The 23,292-nt window shown below is 72.1% G+C and carries 23 protein-coding genes and 1 pseudogene; 10 read left to right on the top strand and 14 right to left on the bottom strand.

Going from position 1 to position 23,292, the window contains the following annotated elements; genetic code table 11:
* The first annotated feature begins 298 nt into the window (after positions 1–298).
* Complete coding sequence (locus tag CLT72_RS32410; RefSeq protein WP_199184642.1) at positions 299–859, top strand: hypothetical protein; 561 nt, start codon at positions 299–301, stop codon at positions 857–859.
* A 902-nt stretch (positions 860–1,761) separates the two neighbouring features.
* On the opposite strand, the gene cspE is transcribed toward CLT72_RS32410, so the two are convergent.
* From cspE to CLT72_RS25600, 3 genes are all read right to left on the bottom strand, one after another.
* Positions 1,762–1,965: a transcription antiterminator/RNA stability regulator CspE gene (gene cspE / locus CLT72_RS25615; RefSeq protein ID WP_013283833.1), complete on the bottom strand. Its 204-nt coding sequence runs from the start codon at positions 1,963–1,965 to the stop codon at positions 1,762–1,764.
* A 571-nt stretch (positions 1,966–2,536) separates the two neighbouring features.
* Positions 2,537–2,701, bottom strand: coding sequence for a hypothetical protein (locus CLT72_RS33075; RefSeq protein ID WP_486484329.1), 165 nt, complete (start codon positions 2,699–2,701; stop codon positions 2,537–2,539).
* 349 nt (positions 2,702–3,050) lie between these two features.
* Positions 3,051–3,347, bottom strand: a complete 297-nt coding sequence (locus CLT72_RS25600; protein WP_101413945.1) for a helix-turn-helix domain-containing protein — start codon at positions 3,345–3,347, stop codon at positions 3,051–3,053.
* 1,157 nt (positions 3,348–4,504) lie between these two features.
* Between CLT72_RS25600 and CLT72_RS25595 the strand changes: the two genes are divergently transcribed.
* The 3 genes from CLT72_RS25595 to CLT72_RS25580 all read left to right on the top strand — a co-directional run bounded on the left by CLT72_RS25595 (position 4,505) and on the right by CLT72_RS25580 (position 6,731).
* Positions 4,505–4,780, top strand: a complete 276-nt coding sequence (locus CLT72_RS25595) for a hypothetical protein (RefSeq protein WP_199184828.1) — start codon at positions 4,505–4,507, stop codon at positions 4,778–4,780.
* 734 nt (positions 4,781–5,514) lie between these two features.
* Positions 5,515–6,081: a hypothetical protein gene (locus tag CLT72_RS25585; RefSeq protein WP_101413944.1), complete on the top strand. Its 567-nt coding sequence runs from the start codon at positions 5,515–5,517 to the stop codon at positions 6,079–6,081.
* A 2-nt stretch (positions 6,082–6,083) separates the two neighbouring features.
* Positions 6,084–6,731, top strand: coding sequence for a nucleotidyl transferase AbiEii/AbiGii toxin family protein (locus tag CLT72_RS25580; protein WP_101413943.1), 648 nt, complete (start codon positions 6,084–6,086; stop codon positions 6,729–6,731).
* Here the strand turns inward: CLT72_RS25580 and CLT72_RS33070 are convergent.
* From CLT72_RS33070 to CLT72_RS25530, 10 genes and pseudogenes are all read right to left on the bottom strand, one after another.
* Positions 6,721–6,819 (bottom strand): annotated as a pseudogene (locus tag CLT72_RS33070) (uridylate kinase); the annotation flags it as partial. The gene CLT72_RS25580 and the pseudogene CLT72_RS33070 overlap by 11 nt on opposite strands.
* Before the next feature lie 509 nt (positions 6,820–7,328).
* Positions 7,329–7,862, bottom strand: coding sequence for a kinase (locus CLT72_RS25570; protein WP_101413942.1), 534 nt, complete (start codon positions 7,860–7,862; stop codon positions 7,329–7,331).
* Between the two features lie 111 nt (positions 7,863–7,973).
* Positions 7,974–9,266: a GAF domain-containing protein gene (locus tag CLT72_RS25565; protein WP_101413941.1), complete on the bottom strand. Its 1,293-nt coding sequence runs from the start codon at positions 9,264–9,266 to the stop codon at positions 7,974–7,976.
* A gap of 188 nt (positions 9,267–9,454) precedes the next feature.
* Positions 9,455–10,687, bottom strand: coding sequence for a trypsin-like serine peptidase (locus tag CLT72_RS25560; RefSeq protein ID WP_101413940.1), 1,233 nt, complete (start codon positions 10,685–10,687; stop codon positions 9,455–9,457).
* Between the two features lie 163 nt (positions 10,688–10,850).
* Complete coding sequence (mnhG, locus tag CLT72_RS25555; protein ID WP_101413939.1) at positions 10,851–11,213, bottom strand: monovalent cation/H(+) antiporter subunit G; 363 nt, start codon at positions 11,211–11,213, stop codon at positions 10,851–10,853.
* Positions 11,210–11,473, bottom strand: a complete 264-nt coding sequence (locus tag CLT72_RS25550; protein WP_089002241.1) for a monovalent cation/H+ antiporter complex subunit F — start codon at positions 11,471–11,473, stop codon at positions 11,210–11,212. The genes mnhG and CLT72_RS25550 overlap by 4 nt, the downstream gene beginning before the upstream one ends.
* Positions 11,470–12,102: a Na+/H+ antiporter subunit E gene (locus CLT72_RS25545; RefSeq protein WP_101413938.1), complete on the bottom strand. Its 633-nt coding sequence runs from the start codon at positions 12,100–12,102 to the stop codon at positions 11,470–11,472. The genes CLT72_RS25550 and CLT72_RS25545 overlap by 4 nt, the downstream gene beginning before the upstream one ends.
* Complete coding sequence (locus CLT72_RS25540; RefSeq protein ID WP_101413937.1) at positions 12,099–13,676, bottom strand: Na+/H+ antiporter subunit D; 1,578 nt, start codon at positions 13,674–13,676, stop codon at positions 12,099–12,101. The genes CLT72_RS25545 and CLT72_RS25540 overlap by 4 nt, the downstream gene beginning before the upstream one ends.
* Positions 13,673–14,158 (bottom strand): Na(+)/H(+) antiporter subunit C, encoded by a 486-nt coding sequence (locus tag CLT72_RS25535; protein ID WP_101413936.1) that lies wholly within the window; start codon positions 14,156–14,158, stop codon positions 13,673–13,675. Before CLT72_RS25535 ends, CLT72_RS25540 begins: the two co-directional genes overlap by 4 nt.
* Positions 14,155–16,992 carry a Na+/H+ antiporter subunit A gene (locus CLT72_RS25530; protein WP_101413935.1) on the bottom strand — a complete coding sequence of 946 codons (2,838 nt, stop codon included), beginning with the start codon at positions 16,990–16,992 and terminating at the stop codon, positions 14,155–14,157. Before CLT72_RS25530 ends, CLT72_RS25535 begins: the two co-directional genes overlap by 4 nt.
* 331 nt (positions 16,993–17,323) lie before the next feature.
* Here CLT72_RS25530 and CLT72_RS33065 point away from each other — a divergent pair, with 331 nt between their 5' ends.
* Complete coding sequence (locus CLT72_RS33065; RefSeq protein WP_350823153.1) at positions 17,324–17,458, top strand: hypothetical protein; 135 nt, start codon at positions 17,324–17,326, stop codon at positions 17,456–17,458.
* Positions 17,459–17,497: 39 nt separating this feature from the next.
* On the opposite strand, the gene CLT72_RS25525 is transcribed toward CLT72_RS33065, so the two are convergent.
* Positions 17,498–19,105, bottom strand: coding sequence for an amidohydrolase (locus CLT72_RS25525; protein WP_101413934.1), 1,608 nt, complete (start codon positions 19,103–19,105; stop codon positions 17,498–17,500).
* 200 nt (positions 19,106–19,305) lie between these two features.
* Here CLT72_RS25525 and CLT72_RS25520 point away from each other — a divergent pair, with 200 nt between their 5' ends.
* The 5 genes from CLT72_RS25520 to CLT72_RS25500 all read left to right on the top strand — a co-directional run bounded on the left by CLT72_RS25520 (position 19,306) and on the right by CLT72_RS25500 (position 23,249).
* Complete coding sequence (locus CLT72_RS25520) at positions 19,306–19,872, top strand: sigma-70 family RNA polymerase sigma factor (protein ID WP_101413933.1); 567 nt, start codon at positions 19,306–19,308, stop codon at positions 19,870–19,872.
* An 89-nt stretch (positions 19,873–19,961) separates the two neighbouring features.
* On the top strand, positions 19,962–20,717 hold the full coding sequence (locus CLT72_RS25515) for a zf-HC2 domain-containing protein (RefSeq protein WP_101413932.1): 756 nt from the start codon (positions 19,962–19,964) through the stop codon (positions 20,715–20,717).
* A gap of 99 nt (positions 20,718–20,816) precedes the next feature.
* Entirely contained in the window at positions 20,817–21,410 is a 594-nt protein-coding gene (locus CLT72_RS25510; protein ID WP_101413931.1) for a copper chaperone PCu(A)C, read from the top strand.
* A 23-nt stretch (positions 21,411–21,433) separates the two neighbouring features.
* Complete coding sequence (locus CLT72_RS25505) at positions 21,434–22,639, top strand: Dyp-type peroxidase (protein WP_374208830.1); 1,206 nt, start codon at positions 21,434–21,436, stop codon at positions 22,637–22,639.
* Positions 22,640–22,667: 28 nt separating this feature from the next.
* A complete protein-coding gene (locus CLT72_RS25500) occupies positions 22,668–23,249 on the top strand; it encodes a copper resistance CopC family protein (protein WP_101413929.1) in 582 nt (193 codons plus the stop codon).
* Positions 23,250–23,292: the final 43 nt, after the last annotated feature.

The following is a 23,292-nucleotide window of genomic DNA, read 5'->3' as shown; positions in this document are numbered from 1 at the left end:
GGAGGGCCGTGCCCGTTCAACCAACGCGTCAGCGAGGCGGGAGCGGGTGGCACCTCGAAGCTCAGCCACGATCACGGCGGAACCACACAGCCATCCCACTCCCGGCCCGCGGGCACGGCGGCCCCGGCTTCCCGCCGTCGCCAGCCGGCGCCCCGGACACGATGTGCGAGAGCCGGGGATCGATCGAGCGCGGGGGAAGGCGTACGGCGTGACTGCGCATAACGGGGGCGCGGGGGCGCCGTTCCTTGACTGGCCTGATTCCCACGCCAACCGTCGCTGCAGCAGCTTGAATGGCGGTGTGCAGGTCAGCAAGGACGGGCGGAGTTGGCGCATCGGCGCCGCCGCCGACGTGGAATGGATCGCTGGTCACACCACTGCCGGCGTCTCGATCACCACCGCCATCCCCCCGGTCTTCGACGCCTACGCCACCACGTACCAGGCCGACGACGTCACCGCCGCCGCCTACGAGCACACTCTGGTGGAAGACCTCATCACGCACACCCCCAACCAGCCGTGGTGGCTGGCCTACCTCGACACCGGCGCCCACGACGTCGTCTTCCCCCACGCCCCCAGGGTGTCGCTCTACTGGAACTGGCCGTACGTGCTGGTCGAGGCCGGCCCCGAGCAGGCACTCACCTGGCGGACCGGTGGTCACATGCGCCACCCCCGCGGATCGCTACCCGACCTGTTGTTTCCCGCAGACCGATCATGGCTGGTCTCCGCACTCTGGGACGACACCTGGACCTGCGTCGGCGGCCCGGAACCGCTGATCAACACCCTCCAACGAGATCCCCTGGCCAACGCCCACCGGGTTCGACCCGACGAAGACGCGCTGCCACCGGGCCTGACCCGCGAGTGACACCCCGAAGGCTGGCGACGGTCGAGTCAGCCGGAACCACGGGGTCATTTTCAGGCGGGGCCGACAGAGCCAGGTGCGCGCACTCTCCTGGAAAGGAACGACTGTTCGTTGCACGCATTCTCGTAACGCACCCGGGACGCTCGGTCAGCGGCTGGAGAGTTGACGGTTCCTGGCAGAGTCTACCGATCAACACGGCCCTGCCCACGTCGCTGCGTCAGAGCAGATTGACCCCGTCGCGGCGGCGATGTAGCGGCGTACGATCAGAAAGGTGCGTCCGCAGCCTGCCAACGACATCAATACCTGCGTGGCGAGTAGCTTGCGTATGCCGGTGACGGCGACTGTCCCCACCCGATCGTAGGGCAGCTCCGATTGCAGCCCCTGGACTGCGTTGCGAAGGACTGTCGTGATCTCGTCCGGACGGAACGTGCCGCCCCAGCCGTTGAGTCCTCCGCGCTGCTTGGTGCTGAGAGGGCCATGCCGCAGATGCAGGCGCCGTCGACCAGGATCAGCCTCGCAGCACCGGAGTAGGTCGTCGTCATAGTCATCAGCGCCTCAGGATGTAGCGCCGTGCACCCCGGGTCCCGGTTGTCTGACAGTCATCAGGAGGAAGGGCGTCGAGTCCGACCATGGTGTGTTCCACCTGGCCGCGAACGTACGTGCCTCGACCGTCAGAGGGGGCGATGCAAAATTCGGCTCGCTAGAGATAAGGGTCGATGCTTTACAGACCGGCGCCCGAGGTCCGGATCGATCCAGTAGGAGAACACGGGGCAATGCTGAGCTGGTTCCACACCGAGATGACCGGCCTTCTGCCGATCAACGATTTTCACGATGCCGTGGTGAGCGCATGAAACGCCGAACGGCGGCCCGCTGAACCAGTCGGGCCGCCGCTCACAGAATGTGGATCAAAGCGGGCGGATGTTCTCCGCCTGCGGACCCTTCTGGCCCTGGGTGATGTCGAACTCCACCTTCTGATTCTCGTCGAGGCTGCGGAAGCCGCTCGCCGAGATCGCGGAGAAGTGGGCGAAGACGTCGGCGCCGCCGTCGTCCGGGCTGATGAAGCCGAAGCCCTTGTCGGCGTTGAACCACTTCACGGTACCTGTAGTCATGTCTGCTCCTTCGCAGGCTGTTAGAGACCGCACTGTGCGGACCCTTACGCCGCCGCGTTGATCACCCGCGTCGAAACGACACGAAAAACGAAAAGCGCCTGGATGGGTTTCAGATGCCCCATCAGGCGCCGGAAAACGTCTACGGAAATCAAAACTGCAACTCGGCTACCGTAGCACATGATCCGTCGTCGATCCCATGGCGGGAAGTGGACCTGGCCACTGAGCTTGCTTCCCTGCGGAGGCGCGCCCGGATCCACACCGCGCTCGGCGAACCCGGCGCGCCTGGTGATCGTGGACGCGCTCGCCTTGGGTGACGCCGCTCCCCTCGACGAGATGCGCGACCTCCTCACCGTCCTCAACACCGCAACCGGCACCGACCGCGCCAACCTGCTCGACAGGCTTGCCACGTTCCACACCCGCCGCCACAGCCCGCGCCACTGCCCTATCGACCGTCAGTCCTTCGGTAAGCTGCTGCGCCAGCCACAGTCCCCCGGTGGCCGACCTCCCCCGGCGACGGCAGGGGCGACGTCTACCTCACCCAACCCAGGCCCGTCGTCGCTGACCTGGCAGGTCAGCAGGTCAGAGTGCTGCCACAGACGCACCTCGCCGCTACCCCGCCATGGCGCACCACGTTGGTGGCCAACTCGTGCACCGCCAACCCGAAGTCCTCCAGCCCGTGGCCCACCAGACCCGCCGAACGGGCTGCCGCGGCGACCGCGTGTCGCAGCGCGGTCACCTGCGCAGCAGTAATCTCTTCCGACAACAACGCCGCTTCGTCGGCGCCACGAGCGGTGCGCCATTGGCACCCACGTCGTCCGTCCCGCCGCTGCCCCTGGTTGGACGCTACACGCCGCCGACCCGCCGCACCCCGACCACCGGCGGCCGACGGCCGCCTCGGACCGCCGGTCACGAACAGCAACAATCCCGGCCGATGGCCCGGGATGCGAAGAGGTGCGACGAGTAGGAGTACGGGGCTACCAGGACCGAGCCGGGGACGCAGGACTCTCGCTCTGACGGGCGGCCGGATCATCGCCCGACGACCTCAGCCGAGAGCGGGCCCGGCCAGTCTGCCGCCGCGGCCCACGCTACTGCTTCTCGTTCTGCCGCAGGGCTTCCTCGAGCTGGTCTTCCAAGATGATGATCCGGCAGGAGGCTTCCAGGGCGGTGCCCTGATCCACCATCTCGCGGGCCCGGGCGGCCAGACGCAACTGGTAGCGGGAGTAGCGGCGGTGCCCGCCGGCAGAGCGGTGCGGGTTGATCAGTTTCGCCTCGTCCAGGCGGCGCAGGAAGTCCTGCGTGGTGCCGAGCATCTCCGCGGCCTGACCGATGGTGTAGGCCGGAGTGTTCTCGTCGCCGAACATGTCATCGGGGTTTCGCCCCATGTCACCTCCACGTCGAGGGCCCCGGCGCTCACGCGCCGGGGCCCAGGGTTACGGGTCAGAACACCATCTACCGACAGGAACGTCGGCTTGTCGTATCCGCACCAGCCGCTGAAGGCTTCGGGTGCGAGGATCGCGTATGCGTGACCGGAGACCACCTCTCGTTCGATGGAAACTGCGGTGTCCGCCGAGCCTGGAATGACGGCTACTGGCGGGCGATCCAACGGTGTACGGCCCTCCCTTTCCTCTGCGTCTTCTTACCTTGCGGTCCGCCGGCGCCGGAGCCCACGCGACTTCATGGCCCCGACACGCGCGGCGACATCAGCTGGAGCCCTGAGCAAGCCTCGGCCCCACCTGCGTGCCCCATCGCGCATCACACGTTGGGGCGGACGTGCTCCTACTGCCGTTCTGGCGGAACGAATCCCGCTTCTTGCCGTCCGTCGTGACCTCACGGCCGGGCGGCCCCGTCTGCGTCTTGACGGATCTTCTCTCTCGACTCGCAAAAGAGTATTCCACGCCGCCGAAAATGTCTAGTCGCTCCAGCCTAGATTCTCTGGTCCGCCGTCGTCAGGGTCACCGGCGTGCCCCGGCCGGCGCGGCGAGGTCCGCGCCGACATCGACCCGACACCGGTACCGCCTACCGACCGATCAACAGCGCCGTACGTCGCGACGCACTCCGGCCGGCACACCCGTTGTCCCACGACAGCGAGACCCAGCCCTGCACGGTTCTCTCCACGGCGCCACGAGCATCGCGGACACCGATGACGGTCTCCGTTCTCTACGCTGCACCCATGGCAGCGTGTCCCGAGCTGACCAGGCCGCTCCCCCACGCGGGGTCCGGCCATGGCCCCTCCGGGGTAGCCCCTGGGACGCGACACTCACCTCGGCACCACACCACAGGCGCGTCGGCACGCTCCGCGAGCCTGTGCACCCGTACGCCCGGGCATCGTCGGGACACGCTGCCACCCCTACCGGCCTGCCCGTGAACACCATCCAGGCCCTGGCCACCGCCCTCGCCGACGCGTTCCTCGCCGGCGAGGGCTGGCGCCGCGCCGATCTCGTCGGCCAGGGTGGGCTCGTCCTCGGGGTCCGGCGGCGACGGCTGCGGCCGGTCGCCGACGATTCATTGCGGACTGAACCGCAATCACGGGGCAGGGTGGTTGGCGGAGTTCGCCGATCCAGCAGCGGTGCACTATCTGTGGCCTGTACTGGTGCACCGGTTGGGGCACCGGCCTGAGTCTTCGCCGCACTGGCGGTGCATGCTGCTTTTGACGGTGCGAGACGGCCAGCAGATCTTTTCCCTGCTGGATGTCCTGCCCGCCTCGTTCGAGGATCTACCCGAAACGCTGGATGCGGCCACGAAGACCAAGATCGCCCACCGGCTGGAGCATGAGGGCCTGCTGACGCAGGCGCAGTGGGCCGACCTCAACCCCTGATCCGGGTACTGCTTGGCGGTGATATACGGCGGCTGATATCGGGCGGCGAACCGTGCGGTCAGGTGTCGAGGCCTGCGAGGTTGAGGCGTTCGAGCAGGCACATTCCAGCCCGGCGACGTCGACCTTGACGCCCCGGCGCGCTCGCCGAGGTGCACCGAAGGCTGGCCCTCGACGAGCCCCGCAACACGCAGATCGCCGACGATGTCGCCGCAGCCCTCACACGGGGTCGCAACTGTCTCGTCCTGACCCGACGGGTCGCCCAGGTCGAAGCGCTCACCGCTCTGCTCGCTGCACGCGGACACCAGGCGCTCGTGCTCCAGGGCGCGATGAGCACCCGCGAACGGCGGAGCATCGTTGACCGGCTCGAGGGCGCGAAGGCCGGCGACGGCCTGCTCGTCTCGGCACCACACCCTTCATCGGTGAAGGCTTCGACGCGCCCGCCCTCGACACCCTCTTCCTCGCCGGCCCGATCTCCTACGACGGCCTATTCGTCCAATGCGCCGGCCGAGTCATCCGCGTCGCGCCCGGCAAGGACCTCGCCGAGGTCCACGACTACCACGACCCGGCCGCACCCATCCTCGCCGCCTCACTTCCACGCCGCATGCCCGGATACCGGGCCCTCGGCTTCACCAGGACATGAGTGCATCCCCTCGCGATCATCATGACTGGTCCGCCGGCTACAGAGATAAGACGTAAGCCAAGCGCGCTGGGCCTAGCCTGGTAGGCTAGCGGTCATGGGCCGGTTCTCCGAGGATGAGCTGCAGGCGGTCGTCTCCCGGTACGAGGCGACGCGGGCCGCCGCGTTGACCGAGCGGGACGAGCAGCTACAGGCGTTCCACGCGGCCGGATGGCGGCCGGTGGACCTGCAGCGGGTCACCGGATACAGCCGGGAAACGATCCGTCAGGCACTCCGACCGGAAGTCCGGCGGGCGACCAACATCAACCGGCGCAGGACATCACCCCAGCCGCCAGCGGACTACCAGCCCTACGGCGACCGGAAGCCCTACGTCGTGGCCGAAACCCTCGCCGCACTGCACGGTCCCACCGAAGGGACGGTGACGCTTCCGCGTCACCTCGACTGGTCCGGGCGCGCCGAGTACGACCTGAACCGGCCCGCGCGCCTGGCCAGCATGTACAAGGTGGTGCTCACCGAAGCCAGTACCGTCGAGGATCTGCACACCTGGCTCGACGCCGATCTCCTCCGGCGACTCTGGCCCACCCTCTGGCTGCCACCCCAGCTCCGCCAGCGCTGGGAGGAAGCCTTCCCCGAACTCGCCGCGGCCCGTAGCGAGGCGGCGTAGCGGTGGACCCCTTCCACGAACGCCTCGCCCGTACCGGGCTCCGTGCCGCCGATCGATACGGCTTCGCGCTGGCCGGCGGCTACGCGGTCCAGGCCGCCGGGCTCGTCGAGCGGCCCAGCGAGGACATCGACCTGTTCACCGCCTGGGACCGTCGCGACGAGTTCACCGCCGCAGTCACCGCCGTCGTCCACGCCTACCGAGACGACGGCCTGACCGTCGAGACCGAACGGCAGTACGACACCTTCGCCCGGCTGGACGTCACCGACGGCGTGCGGGTTTCCAAGGTCGAACTCGGCGTGGACTGGCGCGCCAACGAACCAATCCTCATGGCGATCGGACCGGTCCTCCACCCTGACGACGCGGTCGCGAACAAGATGAGCGCCCTCTACGGGCGAGCGTTCGCCCGGGACTTCATCGACATCGACGCCACCCTCCGATCTGGCCGCTACACCCGCGACGCCCTTCTCGCTCTCGCGCAGCGCGCCGACCATGGCTTCGACCCGCGCATCTTCGCCGACGCCCTCGGACAAGCCACCCAGCTCGATCCCGACGACTTCGCCCAGTACGGCGTCACCGGCCCAGCGCTTGACGATCTCCGAAGCGGATTCGCGGAGTGGCGCCGCGAACTGCTCGACGACGAGGAAGGGTGACTCGGTCCCGACTCGGGTGTGTGACTGAGACGGACCCGACTGCCTCAGCCAGGCGGCCGAGCAGCTCGTCGCGGGTGCCCTGGTCCATTTCCTGCCCCGTCCTTGATCCGCAGCCACGACCGGACAATTATCAGCCGCTTCGCGTCGGCCGGCATACACGGAGCAGAGGGCAGCAGTACGCGGTCCGGACGACATCCTCATCTGCGGCAGAAGGCGGAGGTCGCACTCACGGCGGCATTCGAAGTCGGGAGCGCCGACCTGGTTCACGGCGCGGACGCCGGGCCAGCGTCCGGTGGGGCGGTGGCGGCGGAGGGCGCGTGGAGCCGATGAGCCACTGTCGCCGGAACGCTGATACCTGCGGGGCATAAGAATACCTGTGGGGTATCGAGGGACGAGAGGAATACACCGCCGGCCGTCGAGGCCCGGCGCAGCCAGTCACGGTCTACGAGACAGACCGTAGGGGCCAGAGGCGCCGAGATGTCGTCGACGAAGCCCGCCGGCGCGGTATCGCAGTCGACCCGCAGCACGCGCTCGGCGCGCGCTCCAGAGGTGGCGGCGAGGGTGCGGCGAGGTCAGGACGTGGCAGGGAGGGGGCCGTCAATCGCGGCCGGTCAGGGGCAGCGCGGCGGTGGTGGCGATGCGGAGGATGGCCTCCTCCATCGAGGTGGTCTCGGGCAGGACGACTTCGTCGTCGTGGCCGAGGACGTCATGCGGGGCGTACCAGTCGCGCATGTTGTCCGCCGTGAACTCCGTGGCCTGCGGACGCATCTCGTGCCGGCGCAGGGTTTCGGGCAGGGACACGTCGAGATAGACGAACAGCGTCCGCCCGCGGTGGGCGTCGCGCAGTGCCGTGAGCATCCGCCGGTACCGGGGGGCGTACATGATTCCTTCGAGAATCACGTGGTAGCCGTGGTCGAGGGCAATGCGGACCGTCTGTTCGATGAGGGCGGGCGCGAGCCCGCCGGGCTTGTCCCGTTCCCGCAGCAGGACACGGCGTAGGTAGTCCTGCTCGACGAGGGCGCAGCCGCGGCCGTGCCGCAGCCGCAACTGTCGCGCGATGCTGCTCTTGCCCGCCCCGGAGTTTCCCCGGATGCAGATCAGAATCGTGTCGGGACTTCCGATCGGGATCACATCGTTCACGGCGGCGGCCCTCCGGTGACGGTCGGTATGGCTGCGGGACCAGTTGTCGGCGCGCGGAGGCACCGCCACCGACGAGCAGTCACCCGCACCTCGGGGCGCTGCCTAGCGGTTGACGTAGGCGGCCAGGCCGCCAAGCTCCTCGCTGGCGATGAACACCGACCGCACGTTGAGGACCGCCTCCTCGACGTGGGCGGGGCAGCCCCACGCCGAGTCGCCCCACGAATCAGCAATCTTGATCTCGGCCGCCTCCGCGCACCCCTGGGCGCCGCCGAGCTGGCAGCGTTCGGGGTGCGGCGTGGTGACCTGCGCGGCAGCGGCGGCACGCATCCGCGCGGCGAGTTCCGCGGCAGCGGCGGCGCGCTGCTCGGCCTCGGCGCGAAGTTCCCGCTCCGCGCGTACCGCTTTGGTCAGCTCGTCATGGGCGGCCTTGGCGCGCGCCTCGGCGGCCGTCTTCGCCTCTTCGATGTGGTGGCGTTCGATGGCCAGGGCGGCGGTGCCGGCGAAGACCCGGGTGAGGGCGAGGTCGGTGTCCTGCGGGACGCGCGGGGTGCGGTGGTACATGGCGAAGGTGCCCAGCAGGCTGCCGTCGCGGGCCAGGATCGGCGTGGACCAGCAGGCAGCCAGCCCCGCCCGCTCGGCCAGGCCGCGGAACTCGACCCAGAACGGGTCGGTGGCGATGTCGGTGACGATGACCGGTTCCCGCCGGTGGGCGGCCGTGCCGCAGGACCCGACGCCTTCGCCGGTGGCGATCCCGTCGATGGCCTGGTTGTAGAAGTCGGGCAGGCTGGGCGCGGCGCCGTGGCGTAGGTGCCGGCCGTCAGGATCGGCGAGCAGGACGGAGACGAGTACCTCCCGGGGCGCGAGGTTCTCGATGCAGCGGGCCATCCCGTCGAGCACCTCGGTCAGGGGAGCCTGGCGGGCGATCTGCTCCAGCAGGGCACGGTGTTCGGCCATCAGCCGCTGGGCGTGCTTGACCTGCGTGGTCTCCACGCCGATCACGCGTATCCCGGTCACGGTGCCGTCGGCGTCCCGGCGCGGCTCGTACGTGAAGTCGAAGAACGCCTCCCGCGCGTGCGGACCGACGCCCAGCACGACGCGGGCGTCCCGGCCGGTGTAGGGCTCGCCCGTGCGATAGACCTCGTCCAGGAGAGCGATGAACCCCTGACCGGCGAGTTCGGGCATCAGCTCGGCGATCGCGACCCCGGTACGCGCCCGTTCCTGACCGATCGCGGCGAAGAACGCCGGGTTCGCCGTCTCCACCAGGTGCGCCGGCCCGGCCAGCGCCGCGAAGACGGCGATGGACTGCCCGAACAGGGCACGCACGTCCTCCTGGGCCGCTTGCCCGGCAACCGCCGGATCCGCAGCGATGGCCTCGTGCCGTGGTGCCGCCGTCATGTGTGCCTCCCCCTCACCCGTGCGTCACGTCGACCGAGTGGTGGTTCGCCCAACGGTGAGGCCGCAAGGATACGGGCAAGGTGGCCCAGCCGCCGTGCGGTACGACCGGTCGGCACAGCGGCGCGGGACGCCGGCGGGCCGCCGGGGCGCTCGTCGCGCCCCGGCGGCCCGTCTTCGTCAGCGGATCGTCAGCCGTTGTTGTCGATGAGGCTGGCGATCTGGTTGTAGATCAGGTGGGCCTTCGCGCCCTGGTTCGACGGGCAGCCGCCGAGGTGGTGCAGGGCGATGACCCGGTGGCTGGAGTTCAGCACGGGCGAGCCCGAGTTGCCGCCGGAGGTGTCGCAGCTGTAGCTGATGTTCCAGCTGTTGTAGTTCGCGTTCTTGACGGTGCACACCGCGCCGTTCTGGGTGTCCTCGAAGATCGAGAGACGCTTGGGGCGGCCATCGCCGTGGCCCGGGATGTACATCCGGGTGCCGGTGGTGGTGGCGGTCGTCGCCAGGTACAGCGTGCCGAAGCTCTGGATGCTGGTGAAGTTGTTCACCGAGTACAGGGTGTAGTCCAGCTCACCGGACCCGCCGCTGCTCACCTTGTAGAGCGTCGCCCCGCTCACCTTGGTGCCGGCGCCGGGGTTGTTGCCGCCGCAGGTGGCGCACTGGTAGTTGAACTGCATCTCGCTGCCGCTGACGGCGGACTGCGTGGAGAAGCAGTGCTTGTTGGTCAGCATGCGGTTGGTGTTGCCGATCCGCCAGGTGGTGCACATGCCGCCGCCGCTGATCAGCAGCCGCGCCACGGCCCTGCCGCGGGCGTACTCCGTGGGGTGGCTGTTCTGGTAGCAGACCACGTCGCGGCGGGCGTCGGTGCTGCACACCGACTGCGTGGAGAAGTTGTGCTGCGCGATCTCGGTGCGGTCGTAGCCGCGCCAGAACCGGTCGATGGTCGCGACGTTGCCGCGGGAGGCGCGGCTGCTGTGCAGCGTCACCACCGCCGTGTCGCCGTCGACCGACATCGCCCAGAAGCCCGGCTGACCGTCCGTCGTGTAGTCCGAGCCGGTCGCCCGGTTCAGGTAGCGGTCGTACCGGTAGCTCTCGCGGCCGTCGGGGCTGGACACCGTGACGTAGTCGCCGTGGGCGAGCCGCAGTGCGCTGAAGTGCACCTTCACGTACGACGCGCCGGGGTGCCGGATGACCTGCGTGCGGCCGTCGCTGGCGGAGGAGAGCGCGCCGTCGACGGTACGGAGTTCACCGACCGTGGTGACGCCCTCCGCCTGGAACTGCTCCGACTCGGGCGCCCGCTGGGACTGCGGCGCGACGGGCTGGACCGCGTACGCCTCCGCGGCGGGTACCGACATGACGCTCAGCCCGAGCGTGCAGGCGCCGAGTGCGACCGCCGCCGTGCGCAGGCGGCGTAGGGCAAGTTTCATCGTCGCTCCCTCCGAGAGACCAGCACTGGACGTGCTTCCCGTCTTCATACACGAGGAGGAGCAGACATGTAAATATGTCGATGGCTTCCCACGATGCTGGACGCGGCGTGACGACGCCTACGCCCGCGACGGGCGGGACCCGGCGGAGGAACGCCGCCGCCGGTCAGGACCGGCCGGAGCTGATCCGGTCGAGGTGGGGCGCGAGCTCGTCGGTGATCAGCAGGTCGCGCCGGATCTCGCCGTGCGGGTAGCCGGCCCGGCCCACCATGTGCGCCGCGACGGGCGCGGTGGCGAGCTGGAAGGCGCCGACGAGGACGAGGGTGGTGATGTCCACGCCGGTACGCAGCCGCAGCGCGCAGCCGAGCAGGACGAGCAGCAGGCCGAGCACCTGGGGCTTGGCCGCCGCGTGCATCCGGGCCAGCAGGTCGGGGAAGCGCAGTAGCGCCGCCCCCGCGGCGACGCAGAGCAGCGCGCCGGCGATCAGGCACACCGCGGCGGTGACGTCGAGGACGGCGTCGAGCGTCACTTGTCGTTCCTCCGGGCGGCGAAGCGGGCGACGCTGACCGAGCCGACGAACCCGAGGATGGCGAGCACGACCAGTACGGGCAGCGCGGTGGCGTCGCGGCTGTAGGCGGCCTCGGTGGCGATGGCGGCGACCACGACGGCGAGCAGGACGTCGGTGGCGACGGCACGGTCGAGGATGGATGGTCCACGGATGATGCGGACGAGGGTCAGGCCGACGGCCACGGCGAGCAGCGCGGCAACGGTCACGGCGACGACGGTCATCTGGGTGCCCCTTCCAGGTGGGCCGGCTCCGGCGGGCCGGCGGGGTGGGGTTGCGTGACGCGGCTGAGCTCCTCGGGCGAGCCGATGGCGGCGACGATCCGTCCTTCGAGGTCCAGTACGCCCTGCCGGAACCGCTCCACCTCCTCGCGGCTGCGTACGCCGATGACGTGCACGTAGAGGGTGCCGGTCGCCCGGTCGGCCTCGATGATGAGGCTGCCGGGCACCAGCGACAGCGCCTCGGCGGTCAGCGTGAGGTTGAGGTCGGTGTTGACCCGCAGCGGCACGGCGATGATCGCGCTGAGCGGGGGTTTGCCGGACAACGCCAGCCAGGCGATCTGGGCGGAGGCGACCACGAGGTCCCGCAGGAAACGCACCCAGAACCGCGCGAGCGGGATGGGGCGGATCCGCCCGGCGAAGGTCACCGGCGGCAGCGGGAACACCGCCAGCAGCACGGCGGAGAGCACCAGCCCGCTGATCAGGTTGGCCCAGGAGAGGGTCCCCCACAGCAGCACCCAGACGCTGGTCAGCCCCGTCACGGCGACGATCCGGTTGCGTCGGCGGGCCTTGCGGGTCAGCGGCGGGTTCGCCGGTGGGGTGAGGGTGGTCGGAGTCGTCCGGTCACTGGTCACGGGGCACCGTCCGGGAACACGGCCTCGACGTACGGGGTCCTGCGCAGCAGGTCGTCGGCGGCGTCGGTGCTGATGTCGAACAGCGGCCCGGCCACGGCGGTCAGCGCCAGGCCCAGCACCACCAGGGCGGCGGTCGACCCGATCATCAGCCGGGGCAGCACGACGCCCGACGCCTCGGGCCCGGGTGCCCGGCGCGGCTGCTCGGCGCCATCGGTACGGGCGGCCCGGACGGCGTCGCCGGCGTCCGGCATGTCCGGGTGCGGGGCCCGCCAGAAGGCGAGGTTCCACACGCGGGCGATGGCGTAGAGGGTCAGCAGACTGGTGAGCAGCCCGCCGGCGACGAGCGTCCACGCCAGCGCGCCGCCGTCGTCCACGCCGGCCTGGACGAGGCCGAGTTTGCCCAGGAAGCCGGAGAACGGTGGGATGCCGGCGAGGTTGAGCGCGGGTACGAAGAACAGCACGGCCAGCAGCGGTGACAGCCGGGCCAACCCGCCGAGCCGGTCCAGGGCGGTGCTCCCGCCCCGCCGTTCGACGAGGCCGGCGGCGAGGAACAGCGTGGTCTGGATGGTGATGTGGTGCACCACGTAGAAGATCGCCGCGGACAGCCCGAGGGAGGTGCTCAGGCCGACGCCGAAGAGCATGTAGCCGATGTGGCTGATGAGGGTGAACGACAGCAGCCGTTTGACGTCGGACTGGGCGACCGCGCCGAGGATGCCCACCACCATCGTCAGCGCCGCCACCACCAGCAGCAGGTCGGCGGTGCGGCCGCCGGGGAACAGCAGCGTCTCGGTGCGGATGATCGCGTACACGCCGACCTTGGTGAGCAGGCCGGCGAAGACCGCCGTGACCGGGGCCGGGGCGGTCGGGTAGCTGTCCGGCAACCAGGCCGACAGCGGGAACACGGCCGCCTTGATGCCGAAGGCGAGCAGCAGCATCCCCTGCAACACCAGCCGCAGGTCGTCCGGCAGCGCGTCCAGCCGGTCGACGAGCTGGGCCAGGTTGAGCGTGCCGGTCGCGGCGTAGACCAGGCCGATCGCGACCAGGAAGATCAGCGACGACAGCAGGCTGACCACGACGTACGTGGTGCCGGCCCGGATCCGGGTCTCCGTGCTGCCCAGGGTCAGCAGCACGTAGCTGGCCACCAGCAGGATCTCGAAGCCGACGTAGAGGTTGAACAGGTCGCCGGAGAGGAACGCGTTGCACACGCCGGCGGTCAGCACGAGGTAGGTCGGGTGGTAGACCGACAGGGGGGTCTCCTCGTTGCCGTCGGCCGTGCCCTGCCCGATCGAGTAGACCAGCACGCAGAGGGTGACGGCGGCGGAGACGACGAGCATCAGCGCGGCGAGCTGGTCGGCGACCAGGACGATGCCCAGCGGCGCGACCCAGCCGCCGACCTCGACGACCAGCGGCCCGTCGACGGAGGAACGGACCAGCAGCGTCGCCGCCACGGCGACGGTGGCGGTGAGCACGGTGAGGCTGACCCAGCGCTGGGCGCGGGGCCGGCCGACGAGCAGCAGCGTCAGGGCCGCGCCGAGCAGCGGCATCACCACCGGCAGGGGTACGAGCCAGGTCATCGGCCCCTCCCCGCGTCCCCGGCGGGGCTGACCGTGGCGTCGTCGGCGGGCACGGCGGCCAGGGCCGGGTCGCCGTCGGTGTCGCCGTCCGCGCCGTCGGTGTCGGCGGTGCCCGGCCCCTCGTCCCGGTCGGCCAGCTCCATGATGCGGCGGTCCTCGACGTCGTCCTGCACCTCGTCGTGCCCGTTGAGGTGCCAGCTCCGGTACGCGAGGGCGAGCAGGAACGCGGTCATGCCGAGGGTGATGACGATCGCGGTCAGCACCATGGCCTGCGGCAGCGGGTCGCTCATGTCCTCCTCGGCTGTGGTGCCGACGATCGGCGGCCCGCCGGCCTTGCCGCCGGTGAGCAGCAGGAGGTTGGCGCCGTTGCCGAGCAGGATGACGCCCATCAGCACCCGGGTGAGGCTGCGTTCCAGCAGCAGCGTCACCCCGGCGGCGAAGAGGACGCCGACCACGAGGACGTAGGTCAGGTTCGGACTCACACCAGCTCCTTCGCCCGGTCGTCGGTCTGTTCGGTCTCGCGTTGGTCGGTCTCCTGCTGGCGGTCCATCTCCGCGCCCAGGCTGCGCAGGATGTCCAGGACCAGGCCGACCACGATGAGGTAGACGCCGACGTCGAAGAAGACCGACGTGACGAAGTGGACGTGGCCGAGGACCGGCACGTGCAGGTCCAGCAGGGCGCTCTGGAGGAACTCCCCGCCCAGCAGCATCGCGGCGACGCCCGTGCCGACCGCGACGAACAGCCCGGCGCCGAGCACCGCGCCGGCGTCCACCGGGGCGGCCCCGTTGAGTTCCGTACGCCCGCCCGCCAGGTAGCGCACGGCCAGCGCGAGCCCGGCGACCAGTCCGGCGGCGAAGCCGCCGCCGGGGGCGTTGTGCCCGGAGAAGAGCAGGTATATCGAGAAGAGCACGATGGCGTGGAACAGCAGCCGGGTGACGACCTGGAGGATGACCGACTGCTGACGGGTGGTGGCGCCGGTGGTCAGCCAGCGGGGCCGCGACGACTCGGTGCGGCCGACGCCGGGGATGCCCCTGCGCAGGTCGAGGTCGCGGGAGTGGCGGAAGATGAGGCTGGCCACGCCGGTGGCGGCCACCACGAGCACGGCGATCTCGCCCATGGTGTCCCACGCCCGGATGTCCACCAGGGTCACGTTGACGATGTTCTTGCCGCCACCGTAGGAGACCGCCTCGTCGGGGAAGTCGACGGAGATCGGGGTGGCGATCCGCGCTCCCGCCGCCACGTACGCCATGCCGGCGGTGACCACGCCCACGGCGACGCCGAGCGCGATGCGACCGCGCCGGCTGGACCGGATGGGCCGCTCGGAGAACTTGGCGGGGAGGTGGCGCAGGACCAGCACGAACATGACGATCGTGACGGTCTCCACCAGGAACTGGGTCAGGGCCAGGTCCGGGGCGCCGTGCAGGATGAACATCAGCGCGGTGCCGTAGCCGGCGACGCCGACGAGGATCATCGCGGTCAGTCGGCGCCGGGCGCGGGCGGCGGCCACGGCGGCCACGATCACCACCGCGGCGGCGACGGCCTGCAACGGGGTGTCCCACAGCTCGAACCGCTGCGGCCAGGGCATCCCGGCCAGCAGCGCCCCACCCGGCAAGGTGATCATCACCAGCAGGATGACGCCGAGGTAGAACGGCAGGGAGCCGCGCTGGGTGGCGCCGGTCAGCTCCACCGCCAGCCGGTCCACGCCGCCGATGAGCCGGTGGTAGACCGCCGCCCCGTCGAAGGGCAGCTGGACCGCCGCACCCAGCCGCCCCCGGTGCCGCAGGGCGAACAGCCCCACGCCGCCGGCGACCGCCAGCGCCGACAGGCCCAGCGCCAGGGTCGGTCCGTGCCACAGCGCGAGGTGGTAGCCGGGCTCGGCGCTCGGGTACTGGTCCGCGTACGGGGCGAGGACCTTGTCGACGGCGGGCGCGAGGAGCCCCACCGCCAGGCCGGCGGCGGCGAGCACGACGGCGGGCGCGAGGAAGGGCCACCGGACGGGCCGCGCCCGGGTGACGGGCACGTCGCCTTTGGTGGCGAACGCGCCCCACACGAAGCGCAGGGTGTACGCCACGGTCAGCGCCGAGCCGAGCACCACGCCGGCGAGCACCACCAGGTCGGCGGTGCCGCCGTGCAGGAACGCCTCGACTGCCGCCTCCTTCGCGACGAACCCGGCCAGCGGCGGGAGGCCGGCCATGGAGGCCGCCGCGAGGCCGGCGACCGCCGCGAGCGCCGGCGCCCGCCGCCCCAGGCCGCTGAGTTCGTGCAGGTCGCGGGTGCCGGCGACGTAATCGACGATCCCCACGACGAGGAACAGGGTGGACTTGAACAGCGCGTGGGCCAGCACCATCGCCACGCTGGCCAGCGCGGTGTCGCGGGTACCCGCGCCGAGGATCACCATCAGCAGGCCGAGCTGGCTGACCGTGCCGTAGGCCAGCAGCAGCTTGAGGTCGGCCTGCCGCAGGGCCGCCCAGCCGCCGAGGAACATGGTGATCAGGCCGCCGGCGAGCAGCACCGGCCGCCAGGGCGAGACCCCCGCCACGGCCGGCCCCATCAGCGCGACGAGGAACACGCCGGCCTTGACCATCGCCGCCGCGTGCAGGTACGCGCTGACCGGGGTGGGTGCGGCCATCGCGCCGGGCAGCCAGAAGCTGAAGGGGAAGATCGCCGACTTGCTCAGCGCGCCGAGCAGGATCAGCACCAGGGCCACGGCCAGGTAGCCGCCGTCGGGCAGGTCGGTGGCGATCTCGGACCAGCGGTACGTGCCGGCGTGCTGGCCGAGCATGACGAACCCGGCGAGCATCGCCAGGCCGCCCAGGGTGGTCACCAGCAGCGCCTGCATGGCGGCGCGCCGGCTGGCCCGCTTGGTCGGGTCGCTGCCGATCAGCAGGTAGGACAGGACGGTCGTCAGTTCCCAGAACACGTACAGCAGCAGCAGGTCGTCGGAGACCACCAGGCCGAGCATCGCGCCGGCGAACGCGACGAAGACCGCCGCGAAGCGGCCCAGGCCGGGGTCGTCGGAGCGGAAGTAACGGGCGCTGTAGGCGAGCACCAGCGCCCCGACGCCGCCGACGAGCACCACCATCAGCCACGCCAGGGTGCCCATCCGCAGGGCGACCTCCAGGCCGAGCTGGGGAACCCAGGTGACCGTCTCGACGACCGGGGTGCCGGAGCGGACCGTCGCGGTATGGGTGAGCGCCCAGACCAGGGTCGCTGCGGGGGCCAGGGCCACCAGGTAGAGGGCTCGTCGCCCCCAGATACGTATCAGTCCCGGGGCGATCACGGCTGCGAGTGCGTGGACCGCCACCAGAACCAGCACATATCCTCCCAGGACTTGACAACCGGTTAGCCAACCCTAACCGGTAAGGGGCGTTACTGCCCACTGCCGATACCGGCCCGGCCACCTGGGGCGCCGCGCGGAGGGCACGACGCGGGTCGCCGACGCCCGGTGAAGAGGTCGTGGCGGTCCCGGGCCGTGGCCACGGCCCGCGCGGACCGCATAGCCGCGCCCCCTGTCGCCCGCGCACCTCCCGCCCATCATGATCGGGAGGCGATCACCCACCCTGCGGACACCCTTGGCGGCCTGGCGAGCAGGGCGGACGGCACACCGTCCGGCGCGGTCGATCGAAGACGACGGATGGATGTGGGCGATGCGGAGTCAGTCGCTGGTGTCGACCCGGACGGCCATCGCCGGGGCGACGGGCAACGCCGCCGGCCGCCCCGGCGGCGGTCGCCGCACCGGCCCGGCGCTGGTGCTCGACCTGCCGCCCGAGCGGCCCGCCTGACCGCTGACCGCTGAGCAGGGCCCCCGACCTGCCCGCCGGTCAGCGCTGCCAGCGCACCACGCCGCCGACCACGGTGAGCGCCACCGTCAGGTCGCGCAGCTCCGCCGGCTCGACCTGGTACGGGTCGGTGGGCAGCGCGATGAAGTCCGCGAGCATCCCCGGGGTGAGCCGCCCCTTCAGGTGCTCCTCGTAGGAGGCGTACGCGCCCGCCTCGGTGAAGCAGCGCAGCGCCGTGTCGAGATCCACCCGCTCGTGCGGGTCCACGCCGCCGGGCGGGGTGCCGTCGGGCTGCTGCCGGGTCACCGCGGCGTGGATGCCGAAGAACGGGTCCGGGTCCTCCACCGGGGCGTCCGAGCCGAACGCCACCGTCGCGCCGGCGTCCAGCAGGCTCCGCCAGGCGTACGAGGCGAGGTCCCGGCCGGCGAGCATCCGGGTGGTCAGGGGGATGTCGCTGGTGCAGTGGGTGGGCTGCATCGAGGCGATCACGCCCAGCCGGGCGAGCAGCGGCACGTCCGCCGGGCGCAGGTGCTGGGTGTGCTCGATCCGGTGCCGCAGCCGCCGTACCGCCCCGGTGACGCCCGGGTTGGCGCCCGCCGACTCCTGCCAGCGGGCGTACGCGCGCAGCACCATCTCGTTCGCCGCGTCGCCGATGGCGTGCGCCGCGACCGCGATGCCGGCGCCGGCCGCCTTCGCCACCAGCCGCTCGAACTCATCGGCCGGGGTGACCGCGATGCCGTGGTTGTGCGGCTCACCGTCGTACGGCTCGGTCATCAGGCAGGTGTGCGAGCCGAGCGCCCCGTCCGTGAAGATCTTGACCGGTCCGGTGCTCAGCCAGCGGTCCCCGTCGCCGGTCGCCCAGCCCCGGTCGATGACCTCGTCCAACGCGGTCGACGGGATCGACTTGTGCACCCGAAGCGGCAGCTCGCCCCGGGCGTACAGGGTCTCGTAGGCGGCCCGGCAGTCCTGCCCGTCGAGGTCGTGGATGCTGGTGAGGCCGGCGGCGAGCAGCCGGGGCAGGTGGGTACGCAGCTGCGCCACCAGGTCGCCGGCGAGCGAGGTGCGCATGACGTCGTACGCCGCGTCCCCGGCCGCCTCCCGCAGGATGCCGGTCGGCTCGCCGCGTTCGTCGCGGACGATCTGCCCGCCGATCGGATCGGGGGTGTCGGCGTCGATGCCGAGCCGCCGGAGGGCGGCGGTGTTGACCCAGGTGGTGTGCCCGTCGATGGTGGGCAGCACGGCGGGCCGGTCCGGGCAGACGCGGTCGAGGTCGGCCCGGGTGGGCTGCACCGGCCGGTCCCACTTGTGGCTGTCCCAGCGCCCGCCGAAGAGCCAGGCGTCGGGCGGCAGGGTGGCGGCGTGCCGGGCGATCCGCGTGAGCGCCTTGTCGAGGCTGGTGGTGCCGCGCAGGTCGACCTGCTCCAGGCCGCGCACGTAGAGCGCCGAGTGCAGGTGGCTGTCGATCAGCCCGGGCAGCACGGTCATGCCGGCGAGGTCGACCCGGCGCGCGCCGGCGCCGGCGCGGTCGCGGCACTCGTCGAGGTCCCCGACGGCGACGATGCGCTCACCGCGTACCAGCATCGCCTCGGCGTGCGGGCGGGCGGGGTCGAGCGTGTGGATCCGGGCGTTCTCGAAAACCGTACCGGTCATGGGCTGCCTGCTTCGACGGTCGGGCGGGGCCGTCCATGCTAGACAGCTCCCGGCCCCGGCCCCAGGGGCACCCGGGACGCGCGGTGGCCGGAAGGGGCCCGCCCGGGACCGCCTGCGGTACGCTACCGGACAGTCACTACTACGACCTGTCGTGGTTGTCGTCGGGCACCCCCTCCGGCGGCCCGACACGGAGGTGCCGGATGGCTGACGACGCGGAGCTGACCGCGTGGGCGCTGGCCGCCGGCCGGGGTGACCGCAGCGCCGCCGCCTGCCTCGTCCGGGCGACGCAGCAGCAGGTCCGGCGCTTCCTCGCCGCGCTGGTCTCGCCCCGCGAGGCCGACGACCTGACCCAGGAGACCTTCCTGCGGGCGGTGCGGTCGTTGCCGTCGTACGCCGGACGCTCCTCGACGCGGACCTGGCTGCTCGCCATCGCCCGCCGGGTCGCGGCGGACCACGTCCGCACCCTGACCTCCCGGCCGCGCACGGTGCCGATGCCGGACGGCTACGACGCCCCCGACCCGGCGCACAGCGGCTTCGACCGGCAGGTCGTGCTCGAACGCCTCGTCGCGGCGCTGCCCAGGGACCGGCGGGAGGCGTTCGTCGCGACCCAGGTGCTCGGCCTGTCGTACGCCGAGGCGGCGGAGGTGTGCGGCTGCCCGGTCGGCACCATCCGCTCCCGGGTGGCCCGGGCCCGCGAGGATCTGGTCGCCGCCGTGCGCAGCTGGTCCGAGCCGGACGCTCGCCGTGGCGGCGATGCCACCGGCTGAGCCGCGTTCCCCCGCGCTGACCTGCGGGAAGAGCATGGTCCACAAAACTGCGCGGGAACCAACCGCGCCCGCGGGCCGACTACCGGTACATGGGGTGTGAGCAGTGGCGTGAGGTGCTGTCGGCGCAGTTGGACGGGGAGGAGACCGCCGCCGAGCGGACGGCGGTGGCGGACCACCTGGTTGGCTGCGACGGTTGCCGACGGTGGTACGACCAGGCCACGGCGGTGAGCCGCCGGGCGCGGCTCTCGGTCGCCGTCGCCGGTGACGACCTCACCGACGCCATCCTCGCCGCGCTGCCCACGCCGCCCCCGCGCCGGCGGCGGGTGCGGTTCGTGCTCACGCTGCGGGCGGTCCTGGGCCTGGTCGGGGCGCTGCAACTCGTGCTGGGCCTGGCGCAGATCGGGCGCGGCACGGCGGGCGCGCACGCGCACGCGACGGCGGGTGGGTTGATGTCGGGGCACCTGTGGCACGAGTCGGCGGCGTGGAACGTCGCCGTGGGCGCCGGCTTCCTGTTCGTCGCGGCCCGGCGCACCCCGCCGACGGGGCTGGTGCCGATGCTGAGCGCCTTCGTCGGCGTACTGGCGTTGCTGTCTGTCAACGACCTGCTGGCCGGGTGGGTGGAGACCACCCGGCTGGTCAGCCACGGCTTCCTGCTCGCGGGCTACCTCATCGTCGTGGCCCTGTCCCGCCCGGGGCTGCGCCCCGACGGCCCGGTCCGGCGCGGCCGTCCGGACGAACCCCGCTGGAGCCTGCCCGCCGACGAGCTCACGGAGTCGCCGGGGCTGCGGCTGCTCCCGTCGCCGCATCCCGGCTCCGCGCGCGTCTCCGACCGCCGCGCCGCCTGAACCGGTACGCGGAACGGAAGCACCCGTCCGGGTCGGAACTCCCCCGCCCCGCCGGCCGACCAACCGGACGTCGTACGACCAACCGAAGGGACCTGCCCGATGCGCCCGACCCTGTCCACCGGCCCGCGCCGCCGCGCGACCGCGCTCCTCGCCACCGCCGCCCTGCTGGCCGGCGGGGCGGCCGGCTGCGGGTCGTCGGACGGCTCCCCGTCCGCCGCGCCGGGCCCGTCGGTGTCGCTGGACGCCGGGGCGTCGGCGAGCGCCCCGGCGGGAGTGCTCGGCGTCCGGGACCCGTGGGTCAAGGCCGCCGACGCGGGGATGACCGCCGCGTTCGGCACGCTGGTCAACGACGGCGACACCGACGTGACCGTCACGGGCGCCACCACCGACGTGTCGCCGATGGAGCTGCACGAGATGGCCATGCGGGACGGGCGGATGGTGATGCGGGCCAAGCAGGGCGGCATCGTGGTCAGGGCGAGGAGCTCGCACGCGCTGGAGCCCGGCGGCGACCACCTGATGCTGATGGACCTGCGGCAGCCGGTGCGCGCCGGTGACCAGGTGAGCTTCACGCTGACGTTCGCCGACGGCCGCACCCAGTCGTTCACGGCGGTGGCCAAGCCGTTCACCGGCGCGCAGGAGAGCTACGCCCCCGGTCACGGCGCCCCGGGGGCGGGCGCGGGCCCGGCGTCGTGACGGGTCCGTCGACCGCGCGGCCGGTGAGCAGACGCGGCCTGCTCACCGGCGGGGCCCTGGCGGCCGGCGGGTCCCTCGCCGTCGCCGCCGCGCTCGCCGCCGCCCGTTCCGGCGAGCCGGGCGTACGGACCGCGGAGCCGGTCGCGGCGGCCCGGATCGGCGACGCGGTCGAGCCGTTCCACGGTCCCCGGCAGGCCGGCGTCGCCACGGAACCGCAGGCGTACGCGGCGTTCGTCGCGTTCACCTTGCGGCCGGGCACCGACCGGGCGGCGCTGGGGCGGATGCTGCGCCTGCTCACCGACGACGCCGCCCGCCTCACCCGGGGCCGCCCCGCCCTCGCCGACACCGAGCCCGAACTCGGGTTGCTGCCCGCCCGGCTGACCGTCACCTTCGGCTTCGGTCCCGGCCTGTACGCCGCCGCCGGGCTCGACGAGCGCCGGCCGGCGTCCGTGGCCGCCCTGCCGTCGTTCCGCGTCGACCGGCTCCAGCCCCGCTGGTCCGGCGGCGACCTGCTGCTCCAGATCTGCGCCGACGACCCGCTCACCGTCGCCCACGCCCAGCGGGTCCTGGTCAAGGACAGCCGGCCCTTCACGACCGTGCGGTGGGTGCAGCAGGGCTTCCGGCGCGGCGCGGGTGTCGAACCGGGCGGGCGTACCCAGCGCAACCTGTTCGGTCAGCTCGACGGCACCGCCAACCCGAGGCCGGGCGGCCCGCTGGAGAGCGCCGTGTGGGTGCCCGACGGGCCGGCGTGGCTGCGCGACGGCACCACCCTGGTCGTCCGCCGGATCAGCATGAACCTGGAGACCTGGGACCTGCTCGGCCGCACCGACCGGGAACTGGCCGTCGGCCGCCGCCTCGACACCGGCGCCCCGCTCACCGGCGCCGCCGAGCACGACGTGCCCGACTTCGCCGCCACCGGCCCCGACGGCCTGACCGTCATCCCCGACTTCTCCCACCTCACCCGCGCCCACGTCGGCGACGACCGGCTGAAGATCCTGCGCCGCCCCTACAACTACGACGGCGTACCCACCGCCGAGGGGCACGCCGACAGCGGCCTGATCTTCGCCTCGTACCAGGCCGACGTCGCCCGCCAGTTCCTTCCCATCCAGCGGCGCCTCGCCGAGCGGGACCTGCTCAACGAGTGGACCACCCCGATCGGCTCCGCCGTCTTCGCCGTACCGCCCGGCTGCCCGGAGGGCGGCTGGATCGGCCAACAGCTGCTCGGCTGACCACCACCCACGAGGAGAAGCACCAGACATGCACACCCGGCCCCGCCGCCCGACCCTCGTCGCCGCCGCGCTGGTCGCCGCCGCGCTGCTGCTCGTACCGGCCGCCCCGGCCGCCGCGCACAACACGCTGCGGGCAGCCAGCCCCGCCGACGGCGACCGCCTGACGACGCCGCCGACGCGGGTCACGCTGGAGTTCGCGCAGCGGCTCGACCCGACCTTCACCACCATCGCGCTGTCCGACGCCGCCCGGCGGAAGATCCCCACCGGGGCGCCGGCCGTCGACGGGACGAAGGGCACGGTGACGGTCGGCGAGACGCTGGGCGAGGGCACCTACACCGTCGCCTACCGGATCGTCTCCGCCGACGGGCATCCCGTGCAGGGGTCGTACACCTTCACCGTCGCCGGTGGCGCCGACACCGCCGGCGGCCCGACCGCCGCACCGGCCGCCGCGCCACCTCCCGCCGAATCCGCCGCCGCCGCGACCGGCCCCGCCGCCGCGACCGGCCCCGGCGGTTCCGGTACGGGCGTCGTCGCGCTGGTGGCCGCCGGGGGCCTGGTCGCCGTCGTCGGCGGGGTCGCGCTGCTGCTGCGACGCCGCCGGACCCGCTGACCGGCGGCGCTCCCCGGCCCCGACGCACCGGGGCAGCGCCGCG

Source organism: Micromonospora sp. CNZ309 (genome assembly GCF_002846525.1).
This window is presented reverse-complemented; position numbering and strand designations above follow the sequence as displayed.